Annotated in this window: 22 protein-coding genes; 11 read left to right on the forward strand and 11 right to left on the reverse strand. The window is 70.8% G+C overall.

Going from position 1 to position 24,577, the window contains the following annotated elements; genetic code table 11:
• Positions 1-144 precede the first annotated feature (144 nt).
• Entirely contained in the window at positions 145-1,266 is a 1,122-nt protein-coding gene (locus tag J3S20_RS02130) for an AI-2E family transporter (RefSeq protein ID WP_216834171.1), read from the reverse strand.
• A gap of 74 nt (positions 1,267-1,340) precedes the next feature.
• Between J3S20_RS02130 and J3S20_RS02135 the strand changes: the two genes are divergently transcribed.
• Positions 1,341-2,162 (forward strand): CPBP family intramembrane glutamic endopeptidase, encoded by an 822-nt coding sequence (locus tag J3S20_RS02135; RefSeq protein ID WP_216834172.1) that lies wholly within the window; start codon positions 1,341-1,343, stop codon positions 2,160-2,162.
• A 101-nt stretch (positions 2,163-2,263) separates the two neighbouring features.
• Positions 2,264-3,076, forward strand: coding sequence for a DUF1206 domain-containing protein (locus tag J3S20_RS02140; protein ID WP_216834174.1), 813 nt, complete (start codon positions 2,264-2,266; stop codon positions 3,074-3,076).
• A gap of 169 nt (positions 3,077-3,245) precedes the next feature.
• Here the strand turns inward: J3S20_RS02140 and J3S20_RS02145 are convergent, their stop codons facing one another.
• The 5 genes from J3S20_RS02145 to J3S20_RS02165 all read right to left on the reverse strand — a co-directional run bounded on the left by J3S20_RS02145 (position 3,246) and on the right by J3S20_RS02165 (position 9,738).
• Positions 3,246-4,361 (reverse strand): DUF3616 domain-containing protein, encoded by a 1,116-nt coding sequence (locus J3S20_RS02145; protein ID WP_216834176.1) that lies wholly within the window; start codon positions 4,359-4,361, stop codon positions 3,246-3,248.
• A 509-nt stretch (positions 4,362-4,870) separates the two neighbouring features.
• Positions 4,871-6,301 carry an aminotransferase-like domain-containing protein gene (locus J3S20_RS02150; RefSeq protein ID WP_343215134.1) on the reverse strand — a complete coding sequence of 477 codons (1,431 nt, stop codon included), beginning with the start codon at positions 6,299-6,301 and terminating at the stop codon, positions 4,871-4,873.
• 18 nt (positions 6,302-6,319) lie between these two features.
• A complete protein-coding gene (locus tag J3S20_RS02155; RefSeq protein ID WP_216834178.1) occupies positions 6,320-7,600 on the reverse strand; it encodes a hydroxymethylglutaryl-CoA reductase, degradative in 1,281 nt (426 codons plus the stop codon).
• A 44-nt stretch (positions 7,601-7,644) separates the two neighbouring features.
• Positions 7,645-8,634: a Bug family tripartite tricarboxylate transporter substrate binding protein gene (locus J3S20_RS02160; RefSeq protein WP_246602233.1), complete on the reverse strand. Its 990-nt coding sequence runs from the start codon at positions 8,632-8,634 to the stop codon at positions 7,645-7,647.
• Positions 8,635-8,856: 222 nt separating this feature from the next.
• Positions 8,857-9,738: an SDR family oxidoreductase gene (locus J3S20_RS02165; protein WP_216834180.1), complete on the reverse strand. Its 882-nt coding sequence runs from the start codon at positions 9,736-9,738 to the stop codon at positions 8,857-8,859.
• A 99-nt stretch (positions 9,739-9,837) separates the two neighbouring features.
• Here J3S20_RS02165 and J3S20_RS02170 point away from each other — a divergent pair, with 99 nt between their 5' ends.
• Positions 9,838-10,653: a helix-turn-helix transcriptional regulator gene (locus J3S20_RS02170; RefSeq protein WP_216834182.1), complete on the forward strand. Its 816-nt coding sequence runs from the start codon at positions 9,838-9,840 to the stop codon at positions 10,651-10,653.
• Here the strand turns inward: J3S20_RS02170 and J3S20_RS02175 are convergent.
• Positions 10,628-11,527, reverse strand: coding sequence for a LysR family transcriptional regulator (locus J3S20_RS02175; RefSeq protein WP_216834184.1), 900 nt, complete (start codon positions 11,525-11,527; stop codon positions 10,628-10,630). The genes J3S20_RS02170 and J3S20_RS02175 overlap by 26 nt on opposite strands.
• A 99-nt stretch (positions 11,528-11,626) precedes the next feature.
• Here J3S20_RS02175 and J3S20_RS02180 point away from each other — a divergent pair, with 99 nt between their 5' ends.
• Both J3S20_RS02180 and J3S20_RS02185 read left to right on the forward strand, forming a co-directional pair.
• Positions 11,627-12,685 carry an aldo/keto reductase gene (locus tag J3S20_RS02180; RefSeq protein ID WP_216834186.1) on the forward strand — a complete coding sequence of 353 codons (1,059 nt, stop codon included), beginning with the start codon at positions 11,627-11,629 and terminating at the stop codon, positions 12,683-12,685.
• Positions 12,686-12,762: 77 nt separating this feature from the next.
• The gene (locus J3S20_RS02185; RefSeq protein ID WP_246602234.1) at positions 12,763-13,029 is read left to right on the forward strand and encodes an Atu4866 domain-containing protein; all 267 of its coding nucleotides are present in this window, start codon (positions 12,763-12,765) and stop codon (positions 13,027-13,029) included.
• Between the two features lie 9 nt (positions 13,030-13,038).
• Here the strand turns inward: J3S20_RS02185 and J3S20_RS02190 are convergent, their stop codons facing one another.
• Entirely contained in the window at positions 13,039-13,632 is a 594-nt protein-coding gene (locus J3S20_RS02190) for a TetR/AcrR family transcriptional regulator (RefSeq protein WP_216834190.1), read from the reverse strand.
• 194 nt (positions 13,633-13,826) lie between these two features.
• Here J3S20_RS02190 and J3S20_RS02195 point away from each other — a divergent pair, with 194 nt between their 5' ends.
• The 6 genes from J3S20_RS02195 to J3S20_RS02220 all read left to right on the forward strand — a co-directional run bounded on the left by J3S20_RS02195 (position 13,827) and on the right by J3S20_RS02220 (position 21,908).
• Positions 13,827-14,315: a (2Fe-2S)-binding protein gene (locus J3S20_RS02195; RefSeq protein ID WP_216834191.1), complete on the forward strand. Its 489-nt coding sequence runs from the start codon at positions 13,827-13,829 to the stop codon at positions 14,313-14,315.
• Positions 14,312-15,367 carry an FAD binding domain-containing protein gene (locus J3S20_RS02200; RefSeq protein WP_216834193.1) on the forward strand — a complete coding sequence of 352 codons (1,056 nt, stop codon included), beginning with the start codon at positions 14,312-14,314 and terminating at the stop codon, positions 15,365-15,367. Before J3S20_RS02195 ends, J3S20_RS02200 begins: the two co-directional genes overlap by 4 nt.
• Positions 15,360-17,615, forward strand: coding sequence for a xanthine dehydrogenase family protein molybdopterin-binding subunit (locus J3S20_RS02205; protein ID WP_216834195.1), 2,256 nt, complete (start codon positions 15,360-15,362; stop codon positions 17,613-17,615). Before J3S20_RS02200 ends, J3S20_RS02205 begins: the two co-directional genes overlap by 8 nt.
• 59 nt (positions 17,616-17,674) lie before the next feature.
• Positions 17,675-18,721, forward strand: a complete 1,047-nt coding sequence (locus J3S20_RS02210) for an NAD(P)H-dependent flavin oxidoreductase (protein WP_216834197.1) — start codon at positions 17,675-17,677, stop codon at positions 18,719-18,721.
• Between the two features lie 255 nt (positions 18,722-18,976).
• Positions 18,977-20,476 carry an ATPase domain-containing protein gene (locus J3S20_RS02215; RefSeq protein ID WP_216834199.1) on the forward strand — a complete coding sequence of 500 codons (1,500 nt, stop codon included), beginning with the start codon at positions 18,977-18,979 and terminating at the stop codon, positions 20,474-20,476.
• Positions 20,469-21,908 (forward strand): HWE histidine kinase domain-containing protein, encoded by a 1,440-nt coding sequence (locus J3S20_RS02220; protein WP_216834201.1) that lies wholly within the window; start codon positions 20,469-20,471, stop codon positions 21,906-21,908. The genes J3S20_RS02215 and J3S20_RS02220 overlap by 8 nt, the downstream gene beginning before the upstream one ends.
• On the opposite strand, the gene J3S20_RS02225 is transcribed toward J3S20_RS02220, so the two are convergent.
• Genes J3S20_RS02225 through J3S20_RS31045 form a run of 3 tightly spaced genes read right to left on the reverse strand, consistent with a single transcriptional unit; the run spans position 21,905 to position 24,568 of the window.
• Positions 21,905-22,759 (reverse strand): amidohydrolase family protein, encoded by an 855-nt coding sequence (locus tag J3S20_RS02225; RefSeq protein ID WP_216834203.1) that lies wholly within the window; start codon positions 22,757-22,759, stop codon positions 21,905-21,907. The genes J3S20_RS02220 and J3S20_RS02225 overlap by 4 nt on opposite strands.
• The gene (locus J3S20_RS02230) at positions 22,756-23,736 is read right to left on the reverse strand and encodes a Bug family tripartite tricarboxylate transporter substrate binding protein (RefSeq protein WP_216834205.1); all 981 of its coding nucleotides are present in this window, start codon (positions 23,734-23,736) and stop codon (positions 22,756-22,758) included. The genes J3S20_RS02225 and J3S20_RS02230 overlap by 4 nt, the downstream gene beginning before the upstream one ends.
• A gap of 55 nt (positions 23,737-23,791) precedes the next feature.
• Positions 23,792-24,568 carry an IclR family transcriptional regulator gene (locus J3S20_RS31045; RefSeq protein WP_216834207.1) on the reverse strand — a complete coding sequence of 259 codons (777 nt, stop codon included), beginning with the start codon at positions 24,566-24,568 and terminating at the stop codon, positions 23,792-23,794.
• Between the last annotated feature and the right edge of the window lie 9 nt (positions 24,569-24,577).

Raw genomic sequence — 24,577 nt, forward strand, 5'->3', positions numbered from 1 at the left:
CGGGCGCAGGCCGCGGTTCCGCATCGAGGCGAAACCTCGTAGCGCTACGTAGTTCGCGCTCGGTGAACTCCGCGAAGAACGATTTGCCGCGCGCGCACCGTGGTCATGGGCGGAGACCCACGGGCCGGTTGGCATGCGGCGCGGTCAGGCCTTCGAGACCAGCTTGGTGATCCACTCGGTTCCACGAAAATGGGCACAGGCGATGGCGAGGGCGGCGGTCAGCGGGACCGCCAGCAACACGCCCGCAATGCCCCAGACCCATCCCCAGAAGGCAAGCGCCACCACGATGGCGACAGGTGACAGCGAAAGGCCGCGCCCCTGAAGCCAGGGGTAGATGAAATTGCTGATGCCGATCTGCATCACGGCATAGCCCAGGAACACGAAGAGCGGCATGGTCCAGTTCTGGAACTGGAGCAGGGCGTAGATCGTCGGCGGAATGATGCCGATGATGTTGCCCGCCACCGGGATGAAGTTGAGCAGGAAGTTCAGCACGCCCCAGGTCAGCGCCAGGTCGAGCCCCATGGCAGCCGCCCAGAGCGCGGAGGCGATGCCGGTCAGGAGGCTGGTGACGATCGTCACGCCGATATAGCTGCGGAACCTGCCGGCGGTCTCTTCGACGGCATCCAGCACCTCGCGCCGGTCGGCCGCATCGAAATGGTCGCGGACCTTGCGCTGAAATGCCGGGACTTCCGGCAGGCCGAGGAAAACCAGGATGGCGATCGAGCCAAGGTAGGCCAGCACCGTGTAGGTGCTGGACAGCACCGTCTGCATCAGGGAAACGAGGCGGGTATAGCCACCCCCACTGCCGAGTATGACGGGCAGCCCATTCGCCTCCGCCCACCCCGCGTAGCTGTTGTAGAGCTGTTCGAACTGCGCCTGACGGGCGACGAGGGTCTGCACGACCTGGGCGGTGGAAAAGTACATCGCGAAGACAAAACCTGCGAAGACCAGGAGAAGAAGCACGATCGTTCCGCCATAGCTGAGCCACGACGGCAGGTGGCGGTCGAGGCGCAGCTTGATTGGCCAGACGACGGCGACGACGAAGACAGCCGCCGCCAGCGGCATGGTGACCGAATAGCTCCACTTCAGCGCCGCGACCAAGAGCAGGCCGGCGATCACCGCCAGCAGCCTGTTGTTGAGCCTGTGATGATCCTGCATTGCCGTGCCTCGCCCCCAGGTTGCCAATGCTGCACCGCCATGCCGGCAAGACCTGTGTAACGCCGCAGACGGCAATTCGGCCGCGTCCATTAACTCGGTGCGTGTCACCAGGAAGGCCTTGGGCGGAAAGCCCCGTGAAAGTCCGTAGGGAACCCCGCGAGCACGCCCGCTTTCAGGGTCGCATGCTCCAGCGCAACCCGACCCTGGCCTTCTTCACCATCACCTTTGGCATCAGCTGGGGGTTGGCCGCGATCTTCTGGATATTGAGTAGCCTTGGCCTCGAATTCCTGAACGGCGATCAGCCCGGGCTGTTCGCCCGTGGCCTCTTCCTGCTGGCTGTCTGGGGCCCGAATTTCTCGGCTGTGCTGGTAACCTGGAGAATTGGTGGCAGGGACGGGCTACGCGATCTCTTCTCGCGACTGTCGCCACGGCGGGCTGGCGCAGGCTGGTGGACGATTGCCGTGGTGCTGCCGATCGCCTTGCTGGCGATCAGCGTCCTGTTGGCAAAGCCATTCGCCGATGTCGGCTTTGCACGTCTTGCACCGGACAGCTGGACCGTTCTGTTGACCTTCCTCGGCCTCTCCCTGATTGGCGGCCCGCTGGGAGAAGAGCTGGGCTGGCGAGGTTTCGCGCTGCCTCGAATGGCCAAGCGGATGACGCCACTCGCCGCAACGCTGCTCATCGGACTGGCCTGGGGGGCCTGGCACCTTCCGGTGCTCGTCGTGCCGCAGATCCAGCAGGCCTTTCTGCCGCCAGGGTTTCCCATCCTCGCCTTTCCCCTCTACACCACTGCCGCATCCGTGCTGATCGGTTGGATCTACCTGCGCGGTGGACAATGCCTCTGGCTGGCCGTGTTGTTCCATCTGGTCCTGCTGTGGGGTGTGCACGCGCTGAGCCGGGATCCGCTTCCGGCGCTGGTGTGGGGCGGTGTCGCAGCCTATTTTGCCGCTGCCATTCTGGCTGCCCTCGCTCCCATGATGCGCAAACGAGGTCTGGGCGCTTAGATGGTCGTCTGGCTTAGGGTCGCCGAACAACCAAGCTGACGCTGCTGGAGCGAGTGACACGAGCGGCTGGAGGACAACCGATCCGCTTCGTCTACCACCGCTTGGATCTACTCCCCCTCATCGCCCGAGCCGGCTATGCGGCGCGGGGGGCGGTCTATCTCATCGTAGGGGCGATCTCGGTTCTTGCGGCGTTCGAACTGCGCGAAAGGCCAATCGGTGCGCGGGGCTCGCTCGAGGTGCTGGCGACTTGGCCGGGCGGCCCCCTGCTCTTGCTGGTCCTCGGCACCGGTCTGTCCGGCTTCGCGATCTGGCGCGTGGTACAGGCGCTGCTCGACACGGAAGACCTCGGCCGCTCAGCCATCGGGCTGGTGCACCGGCTGGGTCTCACGGGAAGCGGCACACTCTACGGCCTCATGGGCTGGTCCGCCTTGGAAGGCGCGGACAGCCTGGAGGATCTGGTCCCGCGCAATCTTGGCGCTGAGGCTTTGCAGGGTGTCCTGGAGTCCTGGATCGCGGAGGAACTGCTGCTCGGGGTCGCGGCCTTCGCGGCGCTCGCCGGTCTCGGCAATGCCCTGAAGGCGCTCTCACGGCATCTCATGACGGACCTCTCCTGTCCACGATCGATGCAGCCCTGGGTCGCGATGTGCGGGCGGGTCGGCTACGGGACGCGCGCGGCACTTCTGTTGCTCCTTGCCGAACGTCTGGGTGTCACGGCGCTGGATGATTCAAGGGCGCTGCACTTGGTCACTCTTGGCGAGGTGCTCGCAGTGTTGGAGCCAGCACCCGAATCCTTGCTGCTGCTTGCAGGAGCGGGGGCCGGGCTGTTCTGCTTCGGTGCCTTCGGCATGGCCGAAGCCCTGTGGCGCGGTTTCCGCGAGCGGCCGGTCGAGGACCGGGATCCGCATTCAGACTGATGACAGGCCCTCAATCCTGCCAGGGTCGCCTTCGCTGCCGAGCCAGATTGCGAAGCCAGGGTCCGCGACCTGCCATCTCAATGACAAACAAACGGGCCGAAGGGCCGTGCGGGATATTGTCCTGGCGCAACACCAACTCGAGCGGCCAAAGGAATTGCCGGGCTGCAGCCTATCCTTTCCGGCCGGCGTGGTCGGAACCAGGTCGGAAAATGTCGGCCTGCACCGTCCGGGTGGTGGCGTCCCGGCGTTCTGGCCCAGGCGCGTCATAGACCACGACGAAGGCGCCATCCCCCGCCTCCGGCCAGAGTTCCAGTCCCTCGGGATGGTCCGACTGGCGGCGATAGGGCAGGTCTGCCATCCGTTCCAGCCGGCTCGTCGGCACCATGCCCTCGGCCTCATCCTGCACGCCACCATGCCACTTGAGCACCTGGGCCGTTCCCTCCAACGCCATCGTCGGCCCAACCAGCAACAGCAGATCCTTGCCGCTGCGGCGTAGATCGCGAATACCCAGCCCACCTGTGTCCAGGAGATGCTTGCGGTAGCGTCGTCCATTCGGCCCGATCTTCCGCGGTTTGAGCCGACCCGGCTTGGGCTGTTTGAGCATCAGCTCGAGCACCACCGCATACCCGACGAGCACCGGCCCACGCAGGCCGAGCCACACCCGATCGCCCTGGATCGCGATCCCCTCGATATCGAGACCGTTCTCCTTCGACGGGACCTTCAGGAACCGCGCGAGGTGCGGGTCCTTGCGCAGCCAACGCGCCAATCCGCACCCGAGGCCCATGTCGAGGCACGCAGCCTCCCGTTCGCCGACCTTGGCCCGGAGCGCAAAGACGCCGGGTGTTTCCTCCTCCATCGGCACCCGGCCCAGAAAATAGCGATTGGCCTCCCGTTCGATTTCCTCCATTCGCGCGAGAGCTTCGACGCCTTCGCCATCATCCCCTTTGGGCTTCTTCCGCTTCAGCGAATGTGACCCGACAATCCACAAGTAGCCATCCACCGCTGCGAGGCCCTCGATGTCCATCTCCTCGTCAGGGCCGCCGGGAAGGTCGAAGAAGTCGCTCAGCAGGATGTGCTGGTGGTCGCCATAGCAATCAGCGCCGGTCCTGCGCAGTCGTTCGAGCCCTGCCGCTTCATCGCAGGCGAGGAAAAGACAATCTCCGGCGCGCGCGACGGCCGAGAGGTCCTTGGCCACCGGATCGTCGAGACGCGGAAGCGCCTGCGCTGCCGAGAAGGCGAGCCGGACCTGTTCGACACGAGGGGCAGACGGCACTGATCTGTGCATGGCTTCACCTTGCGATCCTGAAGCCCCTAGATGGCACGACCCAGCGGTCAGGTCCTCTGCCTCCACCAATCGTGTCTGCCCGCAGACCACATCGTGCGGAACGTGACCTGCTGCAGCAACCCGTGATCCTCGGTCAAGGAACGTCGAGTAGGCTCCTCGCGAGGTACGTGCAACGACCGGGCCGGTGAACCATGCGGAGGCTTTTCCGTCGGTCCAATTCAGGCTACTGATTGAGCAGGTCACGTGAAATCGCAGGCAGGCGGCAAGTCGACACGGGGGCGACGTTGAAGACGTTGAAGCGCCTGACGTGCTCGCGTCGACGGAATCCACCGGGCTTGCTGGTCGCCGTCACCGCGGCGCTGGAGCGCAACACGCATCCGAAGGATGCGGCGACGGCAGCCGGCGCGTGGTGAGTCCCTCCGGCTCCATCTTCCGCGGCTGGGTGACGCTGGCGACGCTCTGGGTGCTGGGGCACCTTCCTCGGCGCGCCCGGGTGATGGTGCCGGCCGTCAGGGCGCCCGATCGCGCGCCCAGCTCCGCGATTCCGCCAGGAAGGCGAGGAAGCGCGGGTCGCTGGCATAGGCGACGTTCACCCGCATCATGGCGGGGTGCTGCCGCGGCCCGGGCTCGGGGCGGAAGATCGCGCCAGGAGCCAGGAAGATGCCCTCCGCCGAGGCGCGGTGGCAGATCTGCGCCTCGTCCAGCCCCGCGGGAAAGGGCACCCAGAGATAGAGGCCGCCGCCTGGCGGCCGCGCCACCGGCCAGCCGGCCTCGGCCAGTTTTTGCACCGCCAGGCTGGTCGCCGCCTCCACCCGCTGCCGCAGGCGGCGCAGGTGGCGCAGGTAATGGCCGCCCTGGATGAGGTGGGCGACGAAGCCCTCGGCATAGGTGGAGGTGGAGACCACCGTCAGCATCTTCACGTCGTTCAGCGCCGCCACCATGGCGGGCGAGGCCGCCAGGTAGCCGACGCGCAGCGAGGCCGAGAGAGTCTTGGAAAACGTGCCGATGCTGATCACGCGCCGCAGCCCGTCCAGCGCGGCCAGCCGCGGGCTGGCGGCGGGCAGGATATCGGCGAAGGGATCGCATTCCACGATGGTGGTGCCGAAGCGCTCCACCGCGCCCAGCACGCGATGCGCCACGGCGGCGGAGAGCGTGCCGCCGGTGGGATTATGCGCTAGCGACTGGGTGAAGAAGGCCTTGGGCCTGTGGCGCGCCAGCAGGGCCTGCAGCGCGTCCGGGTCCGGCCCGTCCGGCAGGCGCGGCACGCCTACGGCGCGCAGCCGCGCCAGCTGCAGCTTGCCGAACAGCGGGTAGTAGCCGGGGTCGTCCACCAGCACCGTGTCGCCCGGCTCCGCGATGTGGCGGATGACCAGGTCGAACGCGTGGTTCGCGCCCATCGTCGTCAGCACCTGCTCGGGCGCGCAGGAAATGCCGCGCTCCACCAGCGACAAAGCGATGCGTTCGCGCAGCGGCAGGAAGCCCCAGGAACTGCCATAGCCGTGCTCCATTCTGCCGCCCGGCCGCCACTTGCCGCCGGCGAACTGGGCCGAGAGCTCCGACCCCTCCATCCAGCCCGGTGGGGGCCGGCCATCGCCAGGGCGCACCTTGTGCTGCACCTCCAGCTGTTCGCGGAGCAGGGAGACGGTGTCGATCGCCTCCGCCAGGTGCTGCGGCACGCGGGCGCGGGCGGCGCGGCTGGTGGTCGCGGCGAAGGTGCCGGCGCCGCGCCGCGCCTCCAGATGGCCGGAGGCGACCAGGCGGTCATAGGCCTCCGCCATGGTGTTCTTGGAGACGCCGTGATCCTCCGCCGCGCGGCGGACGGAGGCGAGCTTCTCGCCCGGCTTCAGCAGGCCACGCGCGATGGCATCCGCGACACGCTCGACGATTTCCTCGACGCGCGTCGCGGGGCGTTCCCTGTCCTGCACGCGTACCTCTGCCACCCGGCTGTGGCGGGGAAACTAGGCCGTTCCGCGCAGCTTCGCGAGTTCCTCCGCCGCCACGTCCGGCCGCACCTGCCGGCGGGCGACCAGGATGGCGGCCAGCTTCTCCACCTCCACCCCCGTGGCACCGGCCGCGATGGCAACGTTGTGCGCATGCAGCGCCATGTGCCCCTGCTGGATGCCCACCGTGGCCAGCGCCTTGATGGCCCCGAAATTCTGGGCGAGGCCGACCGCGGCTATGATGCGCGCGAGTTCGGCGGCGGAGCTGACGCCCAGGATCTTCAGGCAGGCCTGCGCCGTGGGATGGATTTTCGTTGCGCCGCCGACCAGGCCCACGGGCATCGGCATTTCCAGCATGCCGGCGAGCGAGCCATCCGCCGTCACCTCCCAGGTGGTGAGGCTCGTGTAGCGGCCGTCGCGCGCGGCATAGGCATGGGCGCCGGCCTCCACTGCGCGGGTGTCGTTGCCGGTGGCCAGCACCACGGCGGAGACGCCGTTCATGATGCCCTTGTTGTGCGTGGCGGCGCGATAGGGATCGGCTTCGGCGAAGTGATAGGCGGCGATCATGCCGTCCCGCACCGCGGCGCCGCCGATCGCCTCCACCGGCCAGACCGCGCGGGCACGCGCCAGGCGGCGATCCGCCAGGTTCGACAGGATACGGAGAAAAACCTTGCCGCCCGTCCATTGCTCGATCGAGGGCGCGAGCGTTTCCGCCATGGTGTTCACGGTATTGGCGCCCATCGCATCGCGCGTGTCGATGATGAGATGCGTCACCACCATCGTCCCGCCCTTGGAGGGCACAAGCCGCACTTCGACGTCCCGGAAGCCGCCGCCGAGCTTCACCAGCATGGGATCGCAGCCGTCGCAGATCGCCGCGATCTCCGCCCGGTGCTCCAGGATCTTCAGCCGCGCATTGCCGGGATCGCTGATGCCCACAAGCTGCACCTGCGCGATCATCAGATTGCCCGAGAGCGAGGTGACGAAGCCGCCGCTGTCGTAGCATTGCCGCGCGGAATTGCAGACGGCGGCGACGACGGAGGATTCCTCCGTCGCCATCGGCACCAGCACGTCCCGCCCATCCACCTTCATGTTGGTCGCCACGCCGACCGGGATGGCGATGGTGGCGACCGCATTCTCGATCATGTGGTCGGCGAGATGCGCGTCGATATTGCCGGCGCGGCGCAGCTGCTGCGTCGCCGTGTCCTCCAGCCCCGCGAAGGCCGCGACCGCCGCCAGGCGTTCCTCCATCGTCATGCGGTGGAAGCCGGAAATGCGGGAGGTCAGGTTGCTCAGGGACATGGTCCGGTCCTGTGGGAGGTAAGGGGACGAGGAAGGCGCGGACCTCACTCCAGGCGAATGCCCGCCTCGCGGATCAGGTTGCCCCAGCGGGTCGTGTCCTCCGCCAGCGTCCGGCGCAGCGTCTCGGCATCGCCGGAGAGCAGCTCCACGCCCTGCTCCGCCAGCCGGGCGCGATTTGCGGCATCATTGGTCGCGGCCCGCAGCGCCGCGCCGGCGCGCTCGATCACCGCGGCCGGCGTGCCGGCGGGGGCAAACAGGCCCTGCCAGAAGAAGACCTCGAAGCCCGAAATCGTCTCGTTGATCGGCGGCAGGTTCGGATAGTCCGCCAGCCGCGTCGGCGCGGTGACGGACAGGCCGCGCGTGACCCCGTCGCGCAGCGTCGGCGCGGCTTCCTGCGGCGCCTGAAACATGGCGTGGACGCGGCCCGCTCGCAGGTCCAGCGCCGCCGGCGCGCCGCCGCGATAGGGCACGTGCACAATATCGATGCCCGTGCGGGCCTTGAACAGCTCCAGGCACAGATGGCTGACGGCGCCGGTGCCCGGGGAGGCGAAGAGCACCTTGCCCGGATTGGCCTTGGCATAGTCGATCAGCTCCGCCGTGGTCCGCACCGGCAGCGACTCATGCACATGCAGGATGAAGGGCGTGCGGAAGACCATGCCGATGGGGTCGAGCTCGCGGCCCGGGTCACGCGGCGTCAGGGTCGGCTGCAGCGTGTTGTTGATGGCGAGAGTCGTGGTGCCCATCACCAGCGTGTAGCCATCCGGCCGGGCGCGGGCGACATAGGTGGCGGCGACGGAGGTGGCCGCACCCGGCCGGTTCTCCACCACCACCGGAACGCCGAATTCGCGCGCCATGCGGTCCGCCACGGCGCGGGAGGCGAGGTCCGTGACGCCGCCGGGGGGATAGCCCTCCACCACCGTCACCGCGCGGTTCGGCCAGGCGCCGGACTGCGCCTGGGCGCGGTGCGCGGCGGCAAGCGCCGGCAGACCGAGGCCGGCGGCGAGAATGGTGCGGCGGTGCATGGTGCCTTGCATGGCGGCGTCCCTCCGGAGACTTTGTGGTTGTCCCATGAGTGTCCCAATCCGCCGCTGCGCAGAAGGGACACTCCGCGCGAATCTTGCTGGGACAGTAGGCCGGGCTTCGGCACGTTTGGCCGGATGCCCTGGTATCCGGCCAAGGCGGGGATGCACCTGGGCCTGATCCGCGCCGCCCAGGCCCGCACCAGGGCGCGGCTGGCCCGCCGAGGCGGGGCGGGTTCATGCGCCGGCGTAGTAGCCTGGATGCGCAATATCGGCGAGCAGACCGGGCCCGCCCGGCGCCCAGCCCAGGGCTTCCCGCGTGGCGGCCGCCTCCGCCACCATGTCCTCCGCCGCGAAGCCGGCGAGAAAGCCGAAATGCGCGGCCTCCCGCGGCGCGACCGGAAGGCCGAGCTTGCGGCCGATGGCCTCCGCAATCTGGCGGAAGGCCACGCCCGCCTCCCCCGCCGCGTGGCAGGCGGGCTGCCGCGCGCCGCCTTCCAGCGCCAGGCGATAGAGGCGCGCGGCGTCGCTGACATGCACCGCGGGCCAGCGGTTCGCGCCCTCCCCGATATAGGCGGAGACACCGCTGCGCCGCGCCAGGTCGATCAGCATCGGCACGAAGCCATGCGTCTCGCCGACGCCATGCACCGAATGCGGCAGGCGGATGCAGGCCACGCGCACATCCTGCAAGGCGCGGGCTGCGATCTCGGACCGGCGCGGCAAGGCGGGATCGGCCACGGGCAGATCGGCTTCCGTCGCGGCGCGCCCATGAACCTTCAAGGCGGAGAGCGTGCCCGTCACCACCAGCGGCTTGTCGGTTCCGCGCAGCGCCGCGCCCAGCGCGCCGATTACCCGCTGGTCCTGCGCGGCATTCTCCGCATAGCGCGTGAAATCGTGGTTGAAGCCGATATGCGCCACGGCATCGGCCTGCCGCGCAGCCTCCTGCAGCGCATCGAGGTCCTCCAGCGTGCCATGCAGCACCTCGGCCCCCATCGCCGCCAGCGCCTGGCCCTTCTCCGCCGCGCGCGACAGGCCCAGCACCCGATGCCCCTGCGCCAGCAGATCCGCCACCACCGCGCGGCCGATCCAACCCGTCGCGCCCGTTACGAAAACTTGCATCTTCCCAATTCCTCATGCTGAAGAGGCGGAGATGCGCGAGGCCTTGGCGCGATGAAAGACGAGAGCTTATCCCGGTATAGCGACCAACAGGATCGCGCCATGCCCAAGCCGGCGCTGGGGGCCTATCTGCGGGACCGCCGCGAAAGGCTGGATCCGGCCGCCTTCGGCCTGGCCGGCGGAAGGCGTCGCACGCCCGGCCTGCGGCGGGAGGAAGTGGCCCAGCGGGCCGGGATCAGCGCGACCTGGTACATCTGGCTGGAACAGGGCCGCGGCGGCGCACCCTCGGCCGCCGTGCTGGACCGCGTGGCGCGCGCCCTGACGCTGACGGATGCGGAGCGCGACCACCTGTTCCTGCTCGGCCTCGGGCGGCTGCCCGCGGTGCAGGCTCGCCCGATGGGGGAGATCCCGTCGCGGCTGCAGCGCGTGCTGGATGCGCTGGGGCCGAGCCCGGCGCTGATCGCCACCATGCGCTGGGATGTGGTGGCCTGGAACGCGGCCGCCTCCCTCGTACTCACCGACTACGCCGCGCTGCCGGCCGAGGAGCGCAATGTGCTGCGCCGCGTCTTCCTCGACGAGAAGTCACGCCGGATGAACCTGGACTGGGAGGGTGTTGCGCGCATGGTTGTCGCGGTGCTGCGCGCCGGCCTGGCGCGCACTGGGGCAGGCGAGGCGAACGAGGCGCTGGTGCGGGAGATGCGCCAGGCGAGCGCGGATTTCGCGCGCATCTGGGACGAGGGCGATGTCTGCGCCATGGGCCAGGGGCTGAAGCGGCTGCGTCATCCGATCTTGGGCGAGATCGCGCTGGAGTATTCGGCCTTCGCCGTCGACGGCCAGCCGGAGCTGACCATGCTGGTCTTCACCCCCGCGGAGGCGGCGGATGCGGCGCGGATCAGGACCCTGCTTCCGTCCACCTGACATGATCGATCAGCGCGCGCAGCTTCGGCGCCAGGTTCCGCCGATTGGGGAAGTACAGGTAGAAGCCCGCGAAGGGCGGGAAGAAGTCCTGCAGCAGCGGCACCAGCTGGCCGGATGAGACGAAGGGCCGAAATGTCTCCTCCATGCCGAAGGTGATTCCGCCGCCGGCGAGGGCGGTGCGGATCATCAGCTGCATGTCGTTCGTCGTGACCTGCGGATCGACGGCCACATCGTATTCGCGCCCCTCCTCGCCGAATTCCCAGCGATAGGGCGCGGTATGCGGCGCCGGGCGCCAGCCGATGCAGCGGTGCCGCGCCAGATCGGCCGGATGCGCGGGTCTGCCGAAGCGCGCGATGTAGGACGGCGCGGCGACGGCAGTCTGGCGCTGCGGGCCGGAGACGGGGATGGCGATCATGTCCTGGTCGATCACCTCGCCCAGCCGCACGCCAGCGTCGAAACCCTCCGCCACGATGTCGAATTCCGCATCCGTCACCGTCACGTCGAGCGTGACGGCGGGATGCGCCAGGGCGAATTGCGCCAGCAGCGGGCCGGAGAGGAAGCGCTCCGCGATCGAGGAAACCGCGAGCCGCAGCAGCCCGCTCGGCGCCGCATCGCGATCCGCCGTGGCATCCAGCGCCGCGCCGATTTCCGCGATGGCCGGCGCCATGCGCTGATGCAGCTGCTGCCCCGCCTCGGTCAGGCTGACGCTCCGCGTGGTGCGATGGAACAGCGCCACGCCCAGCCGATCCTCCAGCCGGCGGATCGCCAGGCTCACCGCCGGCCGCGTGATGCCGAGATGCTGCGCCGCCACGCGGAAGCTGCGCGCCTCCGCCACCGCGAGGAAGACGGGGATGCCGGTCAGGTCCAGGCCCATTGGTCAGTCCAAGTTACCACCCTGGGCAGCATTCAGCGAATTCTCCGCCCGTTCAACCGCCCCTAGATCGGCGTCCGTGGAACGGAAAGGAGCGACACCATGATGCTCGACAGCTACAGGCTTCTGGGATCGTCCGGGCTGCGCGTCTCCCCGCTCAGCCTCGGCACCATGACCTTCGGATCGGACTGGGGCTGGGGCGCCGATGGCGGCGAGGCCCGGCGCATCTTCGATCTCTACCTCGACCGTGGCGGCAACTTCGTCGACACCGCGGTGAACTACACCAATGGCGCGGCGGAGCGGCTGCTTGGCGAATTCATCGGCGAGAAGCGCGAGCGGATCGTGCTGGCCACGAAGTTCACCATGGCGCGCGATCCGGGCAATCCGAATTCGGGCGGCAACCATCGCCTGAACCTGGTCCGCTCCGTGGAGCAGAGCCTGCGCCAGCTCGGCACGGATCGCATCGACCTGCTGTATCTACATGCCTGGGACATGACGACGCGGCCGGAGGAGGTGATGCGCGGCCTGGATGACCTCGTCCGCGCCGGCAAGATCCTCTACCCCGGCATCTGCAACACGCCGGCCTGGCGCGTGGCGGAGATGCAGACGCTGGCCGGGCTGCGCGGCTGGAGCCCCTTCGTCGCGCTGCAGATCGAGTACAGCCTGGTCGAGCGCAGCGTGGAGCATGAGCTGATGCCGATGGCGCAAGCGCTCGGCCTCGGCGTGCTGCCCTGGTCGCCGCTGGGCGGCGGGCTGCTGACGGGCAAGTACAGCGCGGCGGATCTGGAGGATTCGCGGGAGGCGGCGGTCTCCTCGAGCCGCCGCGGCGTCATCGCCGCCTCGGGCCATCTCAATGCGCGGGCCATCGCCATCGCCGCGGAGGTGCGCGCGGTGGCGGAGGAGGTGGGCGCCCTGCCCGCCCAGGTCGCGCTGGCCTGGACGCTGGCGAACCCCGCCGTCGTCTCGCCCATCATGGGCGCCCGCACCCTGGCCCAGGCGGAGCAGAACCTGGCGGCGCTGGCGGTGGATCTTTCGGCGGAGCAGCTGGACCGGCTGGACCGGATCAGCGCGCCGGAGCCGATTTTCCCGGCCCGCTTCGTCCAGCGCCCGCTGGTGCAGCAGCTGATCCATGGCGGGGCGAGCGTGCCATGCCGCGGCTGAACCCGGGCAGGCGTGCCCTCGCCCTTCTGATGACCCTGGCCCTTCTGGGCCCATCCCTTCATGCCGAGGAGACCAGCATGCAACCGAATCATCCCTATGTCGGCCTCTGGGTGACCGATGACGGCCATGTGCGCCACGAACTGCTGCCCAATGGCCGCTATGTCGAGGCGCGTGGCCGGCGGGAGCGTGCCTATCTCGGCCGCTACGAGGTGACCGGCACCCACATCGAATACTGGGACGATACCGGCTTCACCGCCGATGGCGACTTCGTCGACCCGGACACGCTGCATCACGGCGGCATGGTCCTGCGGCGCCAGCCCGGGGACTCGACCAGCGGGCGGTGAGGCAGGGGTTCACGGCGCCGGCGGATCGCCGCGCCGCAGCCCGTCCAGGAAGACGTCGAGCAGCCGCAGCGCCCGCTGCTGCCAGTCCGGCCCTTCCTGCAGGTAGCAGAGGCCGACCACCGTGCGCAGCACATCCTCGGCGGTGATATCGGCCCGGGCCTCGCCGGCCTCCGCCGCCGGATGCAGCAGCAGGCCGATCGCCTCCTGCAGCCGGCGCGTTGTGAAGGCCATCAGCTCCGGCGGCTTATGCGCCGCCATGGCCAGGGCGGCGCCCATGCCCTTCTTGGTGGCCACCAGCTGGACCAGCGCCTGCATGAGCCGGCGCAGGCCCTCCAGCCGGTCCTGTTCCGCCGCCAGGCGGGTGGCGAGCTCGGCCAGCTGCTCCACCTCGCGGCGATAGACCGCCTCGTACAGCGCCTCCCGCGTCGGGAAGTGGCGATAGAGGGTGCCGATGCCGACGCCGGCCTGTCGTGCCACCGCGGCCAGGCCCACCTCCGTCCCGCCCTGGCTGAACACGGTCTTCGCCGCTTCCAGCACCCGCTCCCGGTTGCGGATGGAATCGGCGCGCGGCTTGCGCGCGGCGCTGGCGGCATCCTCGGTCATCGGCGGACAGGCTCTCCCTTCACGAAACGGAGCATCGCTCCGTTTTCTACTTGCAAGCGGAGGGCCCCTCCGCATATGACGCCGCAACGGCGGTGGAAGGCAAGCCCAATGCAGCCGCCCACCGCCCGCCCCGGCAAACTAGGGATCCCCCGCCGGCCGGCCTACCCCCGTATCCCCTGCATCGGAGGCTCCGCATGAGCTTGTCGGTCACTCTTACCGTGAACCGTGTCCAGCACCGGGTCCTGCTGGACGATCCGCGCGTCACCCTGCTCGACCTGCTGCGCGAAAGGCTGCAGCTCACCGGCACCAAGAAGGGCTGCGACCGCGGCCAGTGCGGCGCCTGCACCATCCTGCTGAACGGCCGCCGCGTGAATGCCTGCTTGGCGCTGGCCCTCAGCCATGACGGGGCGGAGATCCTGACCATCGAGGGCCTGGCGGATGGCGCGGCGCTGCACCCGGTGCAGGCCGCCTTCATCGCCCATGACGCCTTCCAATGCGGCTTCTGCACGCCCGGCCAGATCATGAGCGCCATCGGCCTGATCAGTGAAGGCCAGGCCGGCAGCGATGCCGAAAGGGTGCGGGAGGGCATGAGCGGCAATCTCTGCCGCTGCGGCGCCTATCGCGGAATCACGGAGGCGGTGGTCGCCGCCACGCGCAGCATGACCAAGGAGAAGGCGGCATGAATCGCTTCGAATATCTGCGCCCGCAAAGCGTGGCGGAGGCGGTGGCGGCCGCCGCGGTGCCCGGCAGCGCCTTCCTCGCCGCCGGCACCAATCTGCTCGACCTGATGAAGATCGGCGTCGCCCGGCCGCAGCGGCTGATCGACCTGAAGGACCTGCCGGATCTCGACATCATCGAGCAACTGCCGGATGGCGCCGTGCGCATCGGCGCGCAGCTGCGCAATGCCGAGTTGGCGCACGACCCGGATTTCCGCCAGCGCTTCCCGATCGTGGCGGAGGCGCTGCTCTCCGGTGCCTCCGCCCAGCTGCGCAACGTGGCGACCGTGGGCGGCAACCTGATACAGCGCACGCGCTGCGCCTATTTTCAGGACCCCGCCAGCGCCTGCAATCGGCGGGCGCCGGGCAGCGGCTGCGATGCGCGCGGCGGCGACACCCGCCAGCATGCCGTGCTGGGCTGGAGCGAGGATTGCATCGCGACGCACCCCTCCGACTTCTGCGTGCCGCTCGCAGCCCTCGGCGCCATGGTGGAGATCGAGGGCCCGGCGGGGCGGCGGGAGGTGGCGCTGACGGACTTCCACCTGCTGCCCGGCAACACGCCCGAACGTGAGACGGCGCTGGGCCAGGGGGAGCTGGTGACGGCGCTGCGCCTGCCGCCAGCCGCCGCTGGCTTCGCGCGCCATGCGCGCTACGTGAAGCTGCGCGAGCGCACCTCCTTCGCCTTCGCCGTGGTCTCCGCCGCCGCGGCGCTGCGCATCGTCGATGGCCGGATCCAGGAGGCGCGGCTGGCGCTGGGCGGCGTCGCCGCCCGACCCTGGCGCGCGGAGGAAGCGGAGGCCTCGCTGCGCGGCGCGACGCCCGGTGCCGAGGCCTTCCACCGCGCCGCGGCGCTGGCGCTGGAGGGGGCGCGCCCCTCCGGCGACAACGAATTCAAGATCGAGCTGGCGCGGCGCATCGCGCTGCGCGCGCTGACGCTGGCCGCCGCCGGCACGCCGGACCGGCTGCCGGCCCTGCCGGCCTCTCCCTTCGCCCCCCTCCCCGGAGGTCTGCATGTCTGAAACCCAACGCATCCGGCATGGCTCCAGCATCGGCCAGCCGATCACCCGCCGCGACGGCCCGCTGAAGGTCACCGGCCAGGCGCGCTTCGCCGCGGACAACCACCCGCAGGGCCTGCTGCATGCGGTGCTCGCCACCAGCAGCATCGCCCGCGGCCGCGTCACCTTCCTGGACGAGGCCGCGGCGCGTGCGCATCCCGGCGTGGTGCAGGTGATGCTGCCCGGCAACCGGCCGGCGCTGGCGCAGCACCCGGACGACAAGTCCGCACCCTTCTCCTTCAATATGGATCTGCTGCAGGACGACCGCGTGCGCTACGCCGGCCAGCCCATCGCGGTGGTGATCGCCGAGACGCTGGAGGCCGCGACCGAAGGCGCCGCCCTGCTCGCCCCGCGCTATGCGGCGGAGCCGGTGGAGGTGACGCTGGACGCAACCAGCAGCTATGTGCCGGAGGCCATCGGTGTGGGCGGACCGGCCGAGCTGCGGCACGGCGATGCCGAGGCCGGGCTGCAAGGCGCGGCGCACCGGATCGAGGCGGTCTATGAAACGCCGCAGCAGTTCCACAATGCGATGGAGCCGCATGCGGTGGTGGCCGCGTGGGATGGCGACAGGCTCTCGCTCGACATGCCGACCCAGGGCTTCGCGCTGACCCAGATGCGGCTGGCCGGGCTGTTCGGCATTCCGGTGGAAAACATCGTCATCCGCAGCCCCTTCATCGGCGGCGGCTTCGGCTCCAAGCTGCTGGCCGGGCCGCAGGTGCTGGGCATCCTCGCCGCACGGCTGGTCGGGCGGCCGGTGAAGCTGGTGCTGACGCGGGCGCAGATGTACGGCCCCGTGACGCATCGCGCGCCGACGCGGCAGAGGCTGCGGCTGGGCGCCGCGCCGGATGGCGCGCTGCTGGCCCTGCATCACCATGCGCGCACGGCGACCAGCCGCTTCGATGACTTCATCGAACCGGCCGCCAATGCCTCCCATACCCTCTATGCCGCGCCGGCCATCGTCACCACCACCGATGCGGTGCGGCTGGATACGGGCACGCCCGGCTTCATGCGTGCGCCGGGCGAGGCCAGCGGCAGCCTCGCCCTGGAATGCGCGATCGATGAGATGGCGGAGGCCTGCGGCATGGATCCGCTGGCCTTCCGCCTGCGCAACTACGCCGAAGTCGAGCCAATCTCGGGCAAACCCTTCTCCTCCAAGGCGCTGCGTGAATGCTATGCGGAAGGTGCCGCGCGCTTCGGCTGGGAAGGCCGGAAGCTGGCGCCGCGCCAGATGCGGGATGCGGACGGGCTGCTGCTGGGCTGGGGCATGGGCACCGCCACCTTCCCGGCGCTGATGTTCCAGGCGGAGGCGCGCGCCGTGCTGCGCCGCGACGGCAGCGGGCTGATGGAAGCCGGCACGCATGAGATGGGCCAGGGCGCCTGGACCGCCTTCGCCCAGATCGCGGCGGAGAGCCTCGGCCTCGATCTGGAAAGGCTGGAGCTGCGTGCCGGCCGGTCCGACCTGCCCAATGCCGGCATCGCCGGCGGCTCCGCCCATACCGCGACGGCGGGCAGCGCCATGCAGGCGGCGGGGGAGGCGGCGATCGCGCGGCTGACGGAGCTGGCGGTGACGGATCCGCGATCCCCGCTGTTCGGCGCTGGCAATATTGGCGTGGTGCCGCGCGGTGGCCGGCTGGTGCGCTGGGACGATCCCAGCCGCGGCGAGGACTATGCCGAGATCCTGGCCCGCGCCGGGCTGGAGCAGGTGGAGGGGCGCGGCAGCGCCGCGCCCGATCCCGCGGCGGCGGAACGCTACGCCATGCATTCCCATGGCGCGGTCTTCGCCGAGGTGAAGGTGGACCCCGATCTCGGCCAGGTTCGCGTCACCCGCCTGGTCGGCGCCTTCGCCGCCGGCCGGATCATCAATCCGCGCCTGGTGCAGAGCCAGTACCAGGGCGGCATGATCTGGGGCCTGTCCTTCGCCCTGCAGGAGGGCGCGGTGATGGATCCGCGCAGCGGCCGGGTGATGAATGCCGATCTGGCCGGCTATCATGTGCCCGTGAATGCGGACATTCCCTCGGTCGAGGCGATCCTGGTCGAGGAAGAGGATCGCCATGTGAATGCGCTGGGCGTGAAGGGCGTGGGCGAGATCGGCATCACCGGCACCGCCGGCGCCATCGCCAATGCGGTCTGGCATGCCACCGGCGCCCGGGTCCGGCAGTTCCCGATCACGCCGGAGGCCATCCTCCGCGCCATGGCGGCGCAGCCCGGCTAAGGGGGGCTGCGCCTCGGCGCGCCCCGGTGCAGGATGCGGGGCCAGAGGGAGGCCACCGCATGCTCGACCGCCTGGGCGTTACCATCCCGATCATCCAGGCGCCGATGGCCGGCGTCTCCACCCCGGAACTCGCCGCGGCGGTCTCGAATGCCGGCGGGCTGGGCTCGCTCGGCCTCGGCGCCACCGACGCCGCCGGCGCCCGCGCAATGATCCAGTCGACGCGCGACCGCACGCGGCGCGCCTTCAACGTCAATCTCTTCGTCCATGCCCCGGCCAGGCCCGACCCGGCGCGGGAGGCCGCCTGGCTGGCGGCGCTGCGGCCGCTTTTTGCCGAGCAGGGGGCGGAGCCGCCCGCCGCGCTCCGCACCATCTACCGGAGCTTCGCCGAGGACGAGGACATGCTGGCCGTGCTGCTGGAGGCGCCGCCGCCGGTGGTCAGCTTCCATTTCGGCCTGCCTTCGACGGACCGGATCGCGGCGCTGCGGCAGGCCGGGTGCGTCCTGCTGGCCACCGCGACCAGCCTGGCCGAGGCGCGCGCGATCGAGGCCGCGGGGATCGATGCCGTGGTCGCCCAGGGCTGGGAGGCCGGCGGGCATCGCGGTGTCTTCGACCCGGGAGCGCCGGACGACCGGCTCGGCACGCTGGCGCTGGTCCGCCTGCTGGCAGCACGGGGCCGCGCGCCGGTGATCGCGGCCGGCGGCATCATGGACGGGGCCGGCATCCGCGCCGCCCTGGCCCTGGGGGCGATGGCGGCCCAGCTCGGCACCGCCTTCATCGCCTGCCCGGAAAGCAGCGCCGATCTCGCGCATCGGGAGGGGCTGCGGGGCCCGGGCGGGGCGCATACCGTGATGACCCCGGCGATCTCCGGCCGCCCCGCCCGCTGCCTGGCCAACCGCTTCACCGCCTGGGGCGCCACCGCCCCGCCGGCCGTGCCCGACTATCCCATTGCCTATGACGCCGGAAAGGCGCTGGCCGCCGCGGCCAAGGCCCGCGGCGAGGCCGGCTTCGGCGCGCATTGGGCCGGCCAGGGCGCGCCGCTGAGCCGCGCCCTGCCGGCCGCGGCGCTGACGGAACTGCTGTGGCAGGAGGCACAGGCGGCGCCCTGAAGCCCCGCGCCAGGCCGCGGGAGCAACCAATCTGAACGAAACTTGTTCGGTGACGTCCGGAAAGCCGGCGACGCCGTGCCACCAATCGCAACGATCGGCGTTAGCCTCTGCCATGACCAGCAGAAGATCCATGCGCCGCCTGATCCTGCCATTGCGCGCGGATGCGGAGCGGCTTCCCACCCGCCGGCAGCCATCGCCCCAGGGTGCGCCCCAGGGCGCGGCCCAGGGCGCCCCCCAGGGCGTGCGAGGTGGCCGATGACCACCCCGTCGCGCGTCCCGACGGGTGTACTGGGCCTGGATGAGGTGCTGGATGGCGGGCTGACGCCGAACCGGCTCTATCTGATCGAGGGTGCGCCAGGCTCCGGCAAGACCACCCTCGCGCTGCGCTTCCTGCTGGAGGGACAGCGGCTGGGGGAGCCCGGCCTCTACATCACCCTCTCCGAGACGACGGAGGAGCTTCACGCCGTCGCCGCCTCACATGGCTGGGACCTCGGCGGCATCGCGCTGTTCGAGCTGGTGGCCGCCGAGGCGGCGCTGGGACAGGAGCGCGAGACCACCCTGCTGCATCCCTGGGAGATCGAGCTGGGCGAGACGGTCGGGCTGATCACCGCGGAGGTCCAGCGCACCGGCGCCATGCGCGTGGTCTTCGACAGCCTGTCGGAGATGCGGCTGCTGGCGCAGGACGGGCTGCGCTTCCGGCGGCAGGTGCTGGCGCTGAAGCAGTTCTTCGCGCAGCGCGGCGTGACCGTGCTGCTGGTGGACGACATGGCCGGCAGCAGCGGCGTGCCGGACCGGCAGCTGCACAGCCTGTGCCACGGCGTCATCACGCTGGAGCGGCGGACGCTGGACTACGGCGGCACCCGCCGCCGCCTGGAAGTCGCGAAGATGCGCGGCGCGCGCTACCGCGAGGGCTGGCACGACTACGTCATCCGCCGCGGCGGCCTCGAGATCTTTCCACGCCTGGTCGCCGCCGAGCATCACGCGGCCTTCCTGGGCGAGGTGGTGCCGAGCGGCGTCGAGGAGCTGGACCAGCTGCTCGGCGGCGGCCCCCTGCGGGGCACCTGCCTGCTGCTGAGCGGGCCAGCCGGCTCCGGCAAGTCCACGCTCGCCATGCAGTGGGTCCATGCCGCGGCGCTGCGCGGCGAGCGCTGCGCCATCTACCAGTTCGACGAGCGCGCCGGCACGCTGCTGACGCGCCTCGCCCGGCTGGGCCTGGACATGGAGGCGCATATCGCCGACGGCCGCGTGACGCTGCGGCAATTCGACCCGGTGGAGGTCTCGCCGGGCGAATTCACCAGCATGCTGCGCGCGGATGCGGCGACGGACGGCGTTCGCGTCGTGGTGATCGACAGCCTGAGCGGCTACCTGGCCGCCATGCCGGAGGAGAACCAGGTGCTGCTGCAGCTGCATGAGCTGCTGTCCTTCCTGAACCAGCGCGGCGTGCTGACGCTGCTGACCAATCCGCAGAGCGGGCTGCTCGGCAGCATGCAGAGCCACATCGATGTCAGCTACCTGTCGGACGCCATCCTGCTGCTGCGGTTCTTCGAGGCCGGCGGGCGCGTGCGCAAGGCGGTCTCCGTCATCAAGAACCGCGGCGGCCCGCATGAGGACAGTATCCGGGAGCTGCGCATCTCGGCCGATGGCCTGCAGGTGGGTGAGACGCTGACCTCCTTCCACGGCGTGCTCAGCGGCACGCCCACCTATTCCGGCCAGGTGGCGCCGCTGCTGTCCGAGCGTTCGGCGACGGATGGCTGACACGCTGTCGGAGCATGTCGGCCCGCTGCTGATCCTTGCGCCCTCCGGCAGGGATGCCGTGACGGCGGCGGCGCTGCTGCGGCGCGACGGCATCGACTGCCGCGCGGTGCCCGATATCGCCGGGCTGCGCAGGGCCATGGACGAGACGGCGGGCGCGGTGCTGGTGGCCGACGAGGCGCTGTCGCATCCGGCGCTGGAGGCGCTGGGCGCCGATCTCGCGGCGCAGCCGCCCTGGTCGGACCTGCCCTTCATCGTCCTGACCCGGGGCGGCATCGCCGGCCGCACCGCGATAGCGGCCCTGCGCCTGCCCGAGAGGCTGGGCAACGCTGTCTTCATCGAAAGGCCGCTGAACGCGCTGTCCCTGGTCGGCGCCGTGCGATCCGCCCTGCGGGCCCGGCTGCGCCAGCGCCAGCTGCGCACCCATCTGCTGGGGCGGGAGGCGGATGCGGCGGCAGCGCGGGCCAGCGAGGCGCATTGGCGCGGCCTGTTCGAGCGGATGCATGAGGGTTTTGCGCTTTGCGAGGTGGTGCGCGACGCCGAGGGCCGGGCCTGGGACTACCGCCTGGTCGAGCTCAACCCGGCCTTCGAGCGGCTGACCGGGATCTCCCGGGCCAAGGCGCTCGGGAAGACCGCGCGCGCCGTGCTGCCGGGGGTGGAGCCGCCCTGGCTCGCCATCTGCGCCGGCGTGGTGGAGAGCGGCCAGCCGGCGCGGGTGCTGGACCATGCGACGCGGCCGGGCCGCTGGTTCGAACTGCATGTCTACCGCCCGGAGCCCGGGCGCTTCGCCCTGCTGGTCATGGACGTAACCGAGCGCCGGCAGACGGAGGAGCGCCAGATCCTGCTGACGCGGGAGGTGGACCACCGGGCGAAGAATGTGCTGGCGGTGGTGCAGGCGGCGCTGCGCCTGACGCCACGGCACGATCCGGGCGCCTATGTGAAGGCCATCGAGGGCCGCATCGCCGCGCTGGCCCGCGCCCATACGCTGCTGGCCGCCGAGCATTGGTCCGGCGCCGACCTGCGCGCCCTGCTGCGGCACGAGCTGGCCGCCTTCCTGGAGGAGCCCGGCGCCGCGCCGCGGGTGAAGCTGGAAGGGCAGGACCTGATGCTGCCGCCGACCCAGGCGCAGCCGCTCGCCATGGCACTGCATGAACTGACCACCAACGCCGCCAAATACGGCGCGCTGTCCCGTCCCGGCGGGCGGCTGACGATCCGCTGGCAGTTGGAGCCGGGGCCGCGGCTGCATCTGTGCTGGATGGAGACGGGCGGGCCACCGGTGACCGGGCCGCCGCGCCGCAACGGCTTCGGGTCTCGCGTGCTGGCCGGCACGCTGCGCGGCCAGCTGCAGGGCCAAGTCGCGCTGGACTGGCAGCCCGGCGGCCTGGTCTGCGAGATGCAGGTGCCGCTGGACGACCAGGCGCAGCCGCCGGACTAATCCGCGGTGGCGGGGAAGTCGTAGAGCCGCGCCGGCGTCTCCGTGAGGATGCGGCGCCGCAGCGCCGGCTCGGGCGTCCAGTCCAGGAAGACCTGCAGCAGCCGCGCCGCATCGGGGCGGCCGCCATCCGGGCGCGGGTGCGGCCAGTCCGTGCCCCAGACCAGCGCATCCGGATTGGCGGCGACCAGCGCATCGTGGAAGGGTTTTGCCTCGGCGTAGTCGGGGCCGAGCGCGCCGAGGCGGTAGGTACCGGAGAGCTTGGCCAGGTAGCGGCCCTCCGCCACGCCACGGCGCAGCGCCTGGAAGCCGGGATCGGCCACGCCGTGGCTGTGATGCATGCGGCCCATATGGTCGACCACGATGGGCACCGGCAGCTCGGCCAGGCGCGGCTCCAGCTCCGGCAGGTGGCGGGCGTCGATCCACAGCTGCAGGTGCCAGCCGAGTTCCGCCATCACCGGCATCAGCGGCTCGATCTCCGCCAGCCGCACGCCGCCGTGGTAGGCGGCGGCACCGTCGCGGCGGTACTCATTGGCGCGCAGGCCGCGGATGCCGTCGCGATGCATGGCGCGCAGCGTGGCGGGCGTCGCCTCCGCCCCCACCACGGCGACGCCGCGCAGACGGTCCGGCGCGCGCTTCAGCGCATCCAGCGTGCATTCATTGTCGCGATCATAGGCGGAGGGCTGCACGATGACGCCGCGCGCCAGGCCCAGCCGGTCGAGCAGCGCCAGGTAGTCCTCCAGCGTCTCGTCCTCGGGCGTGTAGGAGCGCGGCTCGGCATAGGGGAAGCGCGCGGCGGGGCCGAAGATGTGGCAGTGGCAGTCGGTGGCGCCGGCCGGGATTTCCTCCCTCATTCCGGCTTGATCCCCGCCACCTGCGCTGCTTCCCGCGATCGCGCCAGGTCCTGCGCGATATAGGCGGCGAAGCCGGCGGGGGTGGCCAGCGCGCCGCTCGCGGTCTCGCCGCCCATGCCCGTCATCCGCGCCTGGAAGTCCGGCTCCTGCACGATGGCGGCCATGGCGGCGCCGAGCTTGTCCATCGCCTCGGCCGGGGCGCCGCCGGTGGCGAGCAGCCCGACATAGGACCCGGCGGTGAAGCCGCGCACGCCCTGCTCGTCCATCGTCGGCACCTCCGGCAGCGCCGCCAGTCGGGCGGCGGCGGCGACGGCGAGGATGCGTCCCTGATTGGCGCGGTGCAGCGGCAGGGCGGTGGAGAATTCGGTGAAAAGCAGCGGGATATTGCCGGCGATGAAATCCGGTACCGCCGCGCCGCCGCCGCGATACGGCACATGCAGCAGCTTCGCGCCGCTGGCGGCGATGAAGGCCTCGAGCGACAGATGCGTGGCGCTGGCGACGCCGGCGGTGCCGACGCCCAGCGCATCCGGCCGGGCGCGGGAGGCAGCGACAAGTTCCGCCACGCTGCGATAGGGCGCGTTGGGCTGCACCACCAGGCAATGCGGCACCTGCATCGCCATGGCGACCGGCGCGAAATCCTTCGCCGCGTCATAGGGCAGCCGCGCCTGCACGACGGGGTTCACGCTGAGCGGGCCGTTGGAGCCGATCAGCAGCGTATAGCCATCCGGCTGCGCGCGGGCGACGGCGGTGGCGCCGACGCTGCCGCCGGCGCCCGGGCGATTCTCCACCACCACGGGCTGGCCAAGCCTTTCCTGCAGCCGCGGCTGCAACAGGCGCGCGATGGTATCGGCATTGCCGCCGGCGGCAAAAGGCACGATGACGCGGATGGGACGATCCGGCCAGGCGGCCAGGGCGGGCACGACGCGCAGCGCGGCGCCGGCGGCGACGGCGCCCAGCAGGGTGCGGCGGCGGATCATGGGCGGTTCCTCGGTCTTTGTCGTTGCGCGCATCATGGCAGCGCGAAGGGCATGGTCAACCGCGCCGGCGCGGCGGGGGCGGCGCCGCTTCCCGCGCCAGTGCCGCCTGCACCTCCCGCAACGCCGCCACCAGGCTGTCGCGGCGCCGGTCCACTTCCGCGGCGGTGGTGCCGAGGCCGAGGGCGAGCGGCGGATGCTCCGCCAGTGGCGGCAGGGGCACGGCGATGACATTCTGGCCCGGCACCACGGCGCCACCGCTTTCCAGCCAGCCGCGCTGCCGGGCGGCGCGCAGATCCGCCATCACCGCGGCGATATCGACACGGCGGGCGGGCTCCGCCTCCTCCGCATTGGCGCGGCGCAAGATGCGCTGCGCCTCGGCATCGGTCTTCAGCATCAGCAGCGCCTTGCCCACCGCGGCGCGGCCGATGGCGCGCGTCATGCCGGCGCGCATATGCAGCCCGGCGGCGGGGCGGCGCAGGGTCAGGATGTAGCGCACCCGCGCGCCAGCCTGCATGCCGATCAGCACCGTCACGTCATGCCGCGCGCGCAGCCGCTCCATCCGCCGCAGCAGGCTGCCCTCCCCCAGCAGCCGGTCCTGCATCCAGCCGCCGAGCAGCATGACGCGCAGCGTCGGCCGATAGGCGCGGCTTTCGGAATCCTGTTCCAGGTAGCCGAGGCGGGCGAGGTCGGCGAGCAGGATGGAGGTGCTGGATTGCGGATAGCCGAGGTCGCGCGCCACCTCCGCCACCGTCGCGGCGCGATGCGTGCCGGCAAAAAGCTCCAGCACCTCCAGCGTGCGCTGGGCGGATTTCACGAAGCCTTCGCGCGGCACGGCGACCTC

Source organism: Falsiroseomonas tokyonensis (assembly GCF_019024325.1).
In the GTDB taxonomy this organism is placed as follows: Bacteria; Pseudomonadota; Alphaproteobacteria; order Acetobacterales; family Acetobacteraceae; genus Falsiroseomonas; species Falsiroseomonas tokyonensis.

What these genes read in the sequence shown, in the direction of transcription:
- J3S20_RS02185 (WP_246602234.1), top strand. Translation starts at nt 12,763, where the DNA reads ATGCAACCGAATCATCCCTATGTCGGCCTCTGGGTGACCGATGACGGC.
- J3S20_RS02180 (WP_216834186.1), top strand. Translation starts at nt 11,627, where the DNA reads ATGATGCTCGACAGCTACAGGCTTCTGGGATCGTCCGGGCTGCGCGTC.
- J3S20_RS02170 (WP_216834182.1), top strand. Translation starts at nt 9,838, where the DNA reads ATGCCCAAGCCGGCGCTGGGGGCCTATCTGCGGGACCGCCGCGAAAGG.
- J3S20_RS02205 (WP_216834195.1), top strand. Translation starts at nt 15,360, where the DNA reads ATGTCTGAAACCCAACGCATCCGGCATGGCTCCAGCATCGGCCAGCCG.
- J3S20_RS02155 (WP_216834178.1), bottom strand. Translation starts at nt 7,600, where the DNA reads ATGTCCCTGAGCAACCTGACCTCCCGCATTTCCGGCTTCCACCGCATG.
- J3S20_RS02135 (WP_216834172.1), top strand. Translation starts at nt 1,341, where the DNA reads ATGCTCCAGCGCAACCCGACCCTGGCCTTCTTCACCATCACCTTTGGC.
- J3S20_RS02215 (WP_216834199.1), top strand. Translation starts at nt 18,977, where the DNA reads ATGACCACCCCGTCGCGCGTCCCGACGGGTGTACTGGGCCTGGATGAG.
- J3S20_RS02190 (WP_216834190.1), bottom strand. Translation starts at nt 13,632, where the DNA reads ATGACCGAGGATGCCGCCAGCGCCGCGCGCAAGCCGCGCGCCGATTCC.
- J3S20_RS02195 (WP_216834191.1), top strand. Translation starts at nt 13,827, where the DNA reads ATGAGCTTGTCGGTCACTCTTACCGTGAACCGTGTCCAGCACCGGGTC.
- J3S20_RS02210 (WP_216834197.1), top strand. Translation starts at nt 17,675, where the DNA reads ATGCTCGACCGCCTGGGCGTTACCATCCCGATCATCCAGGCGCCGATG.
- J3S20_RS02220 (WP_216834201.1), top strand. Translation starts at nt 20,469, where the DNA reads ATGGCTGACACGCTGTCGGAGCATGTCGGCCCGCTGCTGATCCTTGCG.
- J3S20_RS02145 (WP_216834176.1), bottom strand. Translation starts at nt 4,361, where the DNA reads ATGCACAGATCAGTGCCGTCTGCCCCTCGTGTCGAACAGGTCCGGCTC.
- J3S20_RS02225 (WP_216834203.1), bottom strand. Translation starts at nt 22,759, where the DNA reads ATGAGGGAGGAAATCCCGGCCGGCGCCACCGACTGCCACTGCCACATC.
- J3S20_RS02160 (WP_246602233.1), bottom strand. Translation starts at nt 8,634, where the DNA reads ATGCAAGGCACCATGCACCGCCGCACCATTCTCGCCGCCGGCCTCGGT.
- J3S20_RS02165 (WP_216834180.1), bottom strand. Translation starts at nt 9,738, where the DNA reads ATGCAAGTTTTCGTAACGGGCGCGACGGGTTGGATCGGCCGCGCGGTG.
- J3S20_RS02175 (WP_216834184.1), bottom strand. Translation starts at nt 11,527, where the DNA reads ATGGGCCTGGACCTGACCGGCATCCCCGTCTTCCTCGCGGTGGCGGAG.
- J3S20_RS02230 (WP_216834205.1), bottom strand. Translation starts at nt 23,736, where the DNA reads ATGATCCGCCGCCGCACCCTGCTGGGCGCCGTCGCCGCCGGCGCCGCG.
- J3S20_RS02200 (WP_216834193.1), top strand. Translation starts at nt 14,312, where the DNA reads ATGAATCGCTTCGAATATCTGCGCCCGCAAAGCGTGGCGGAGGCGGTG.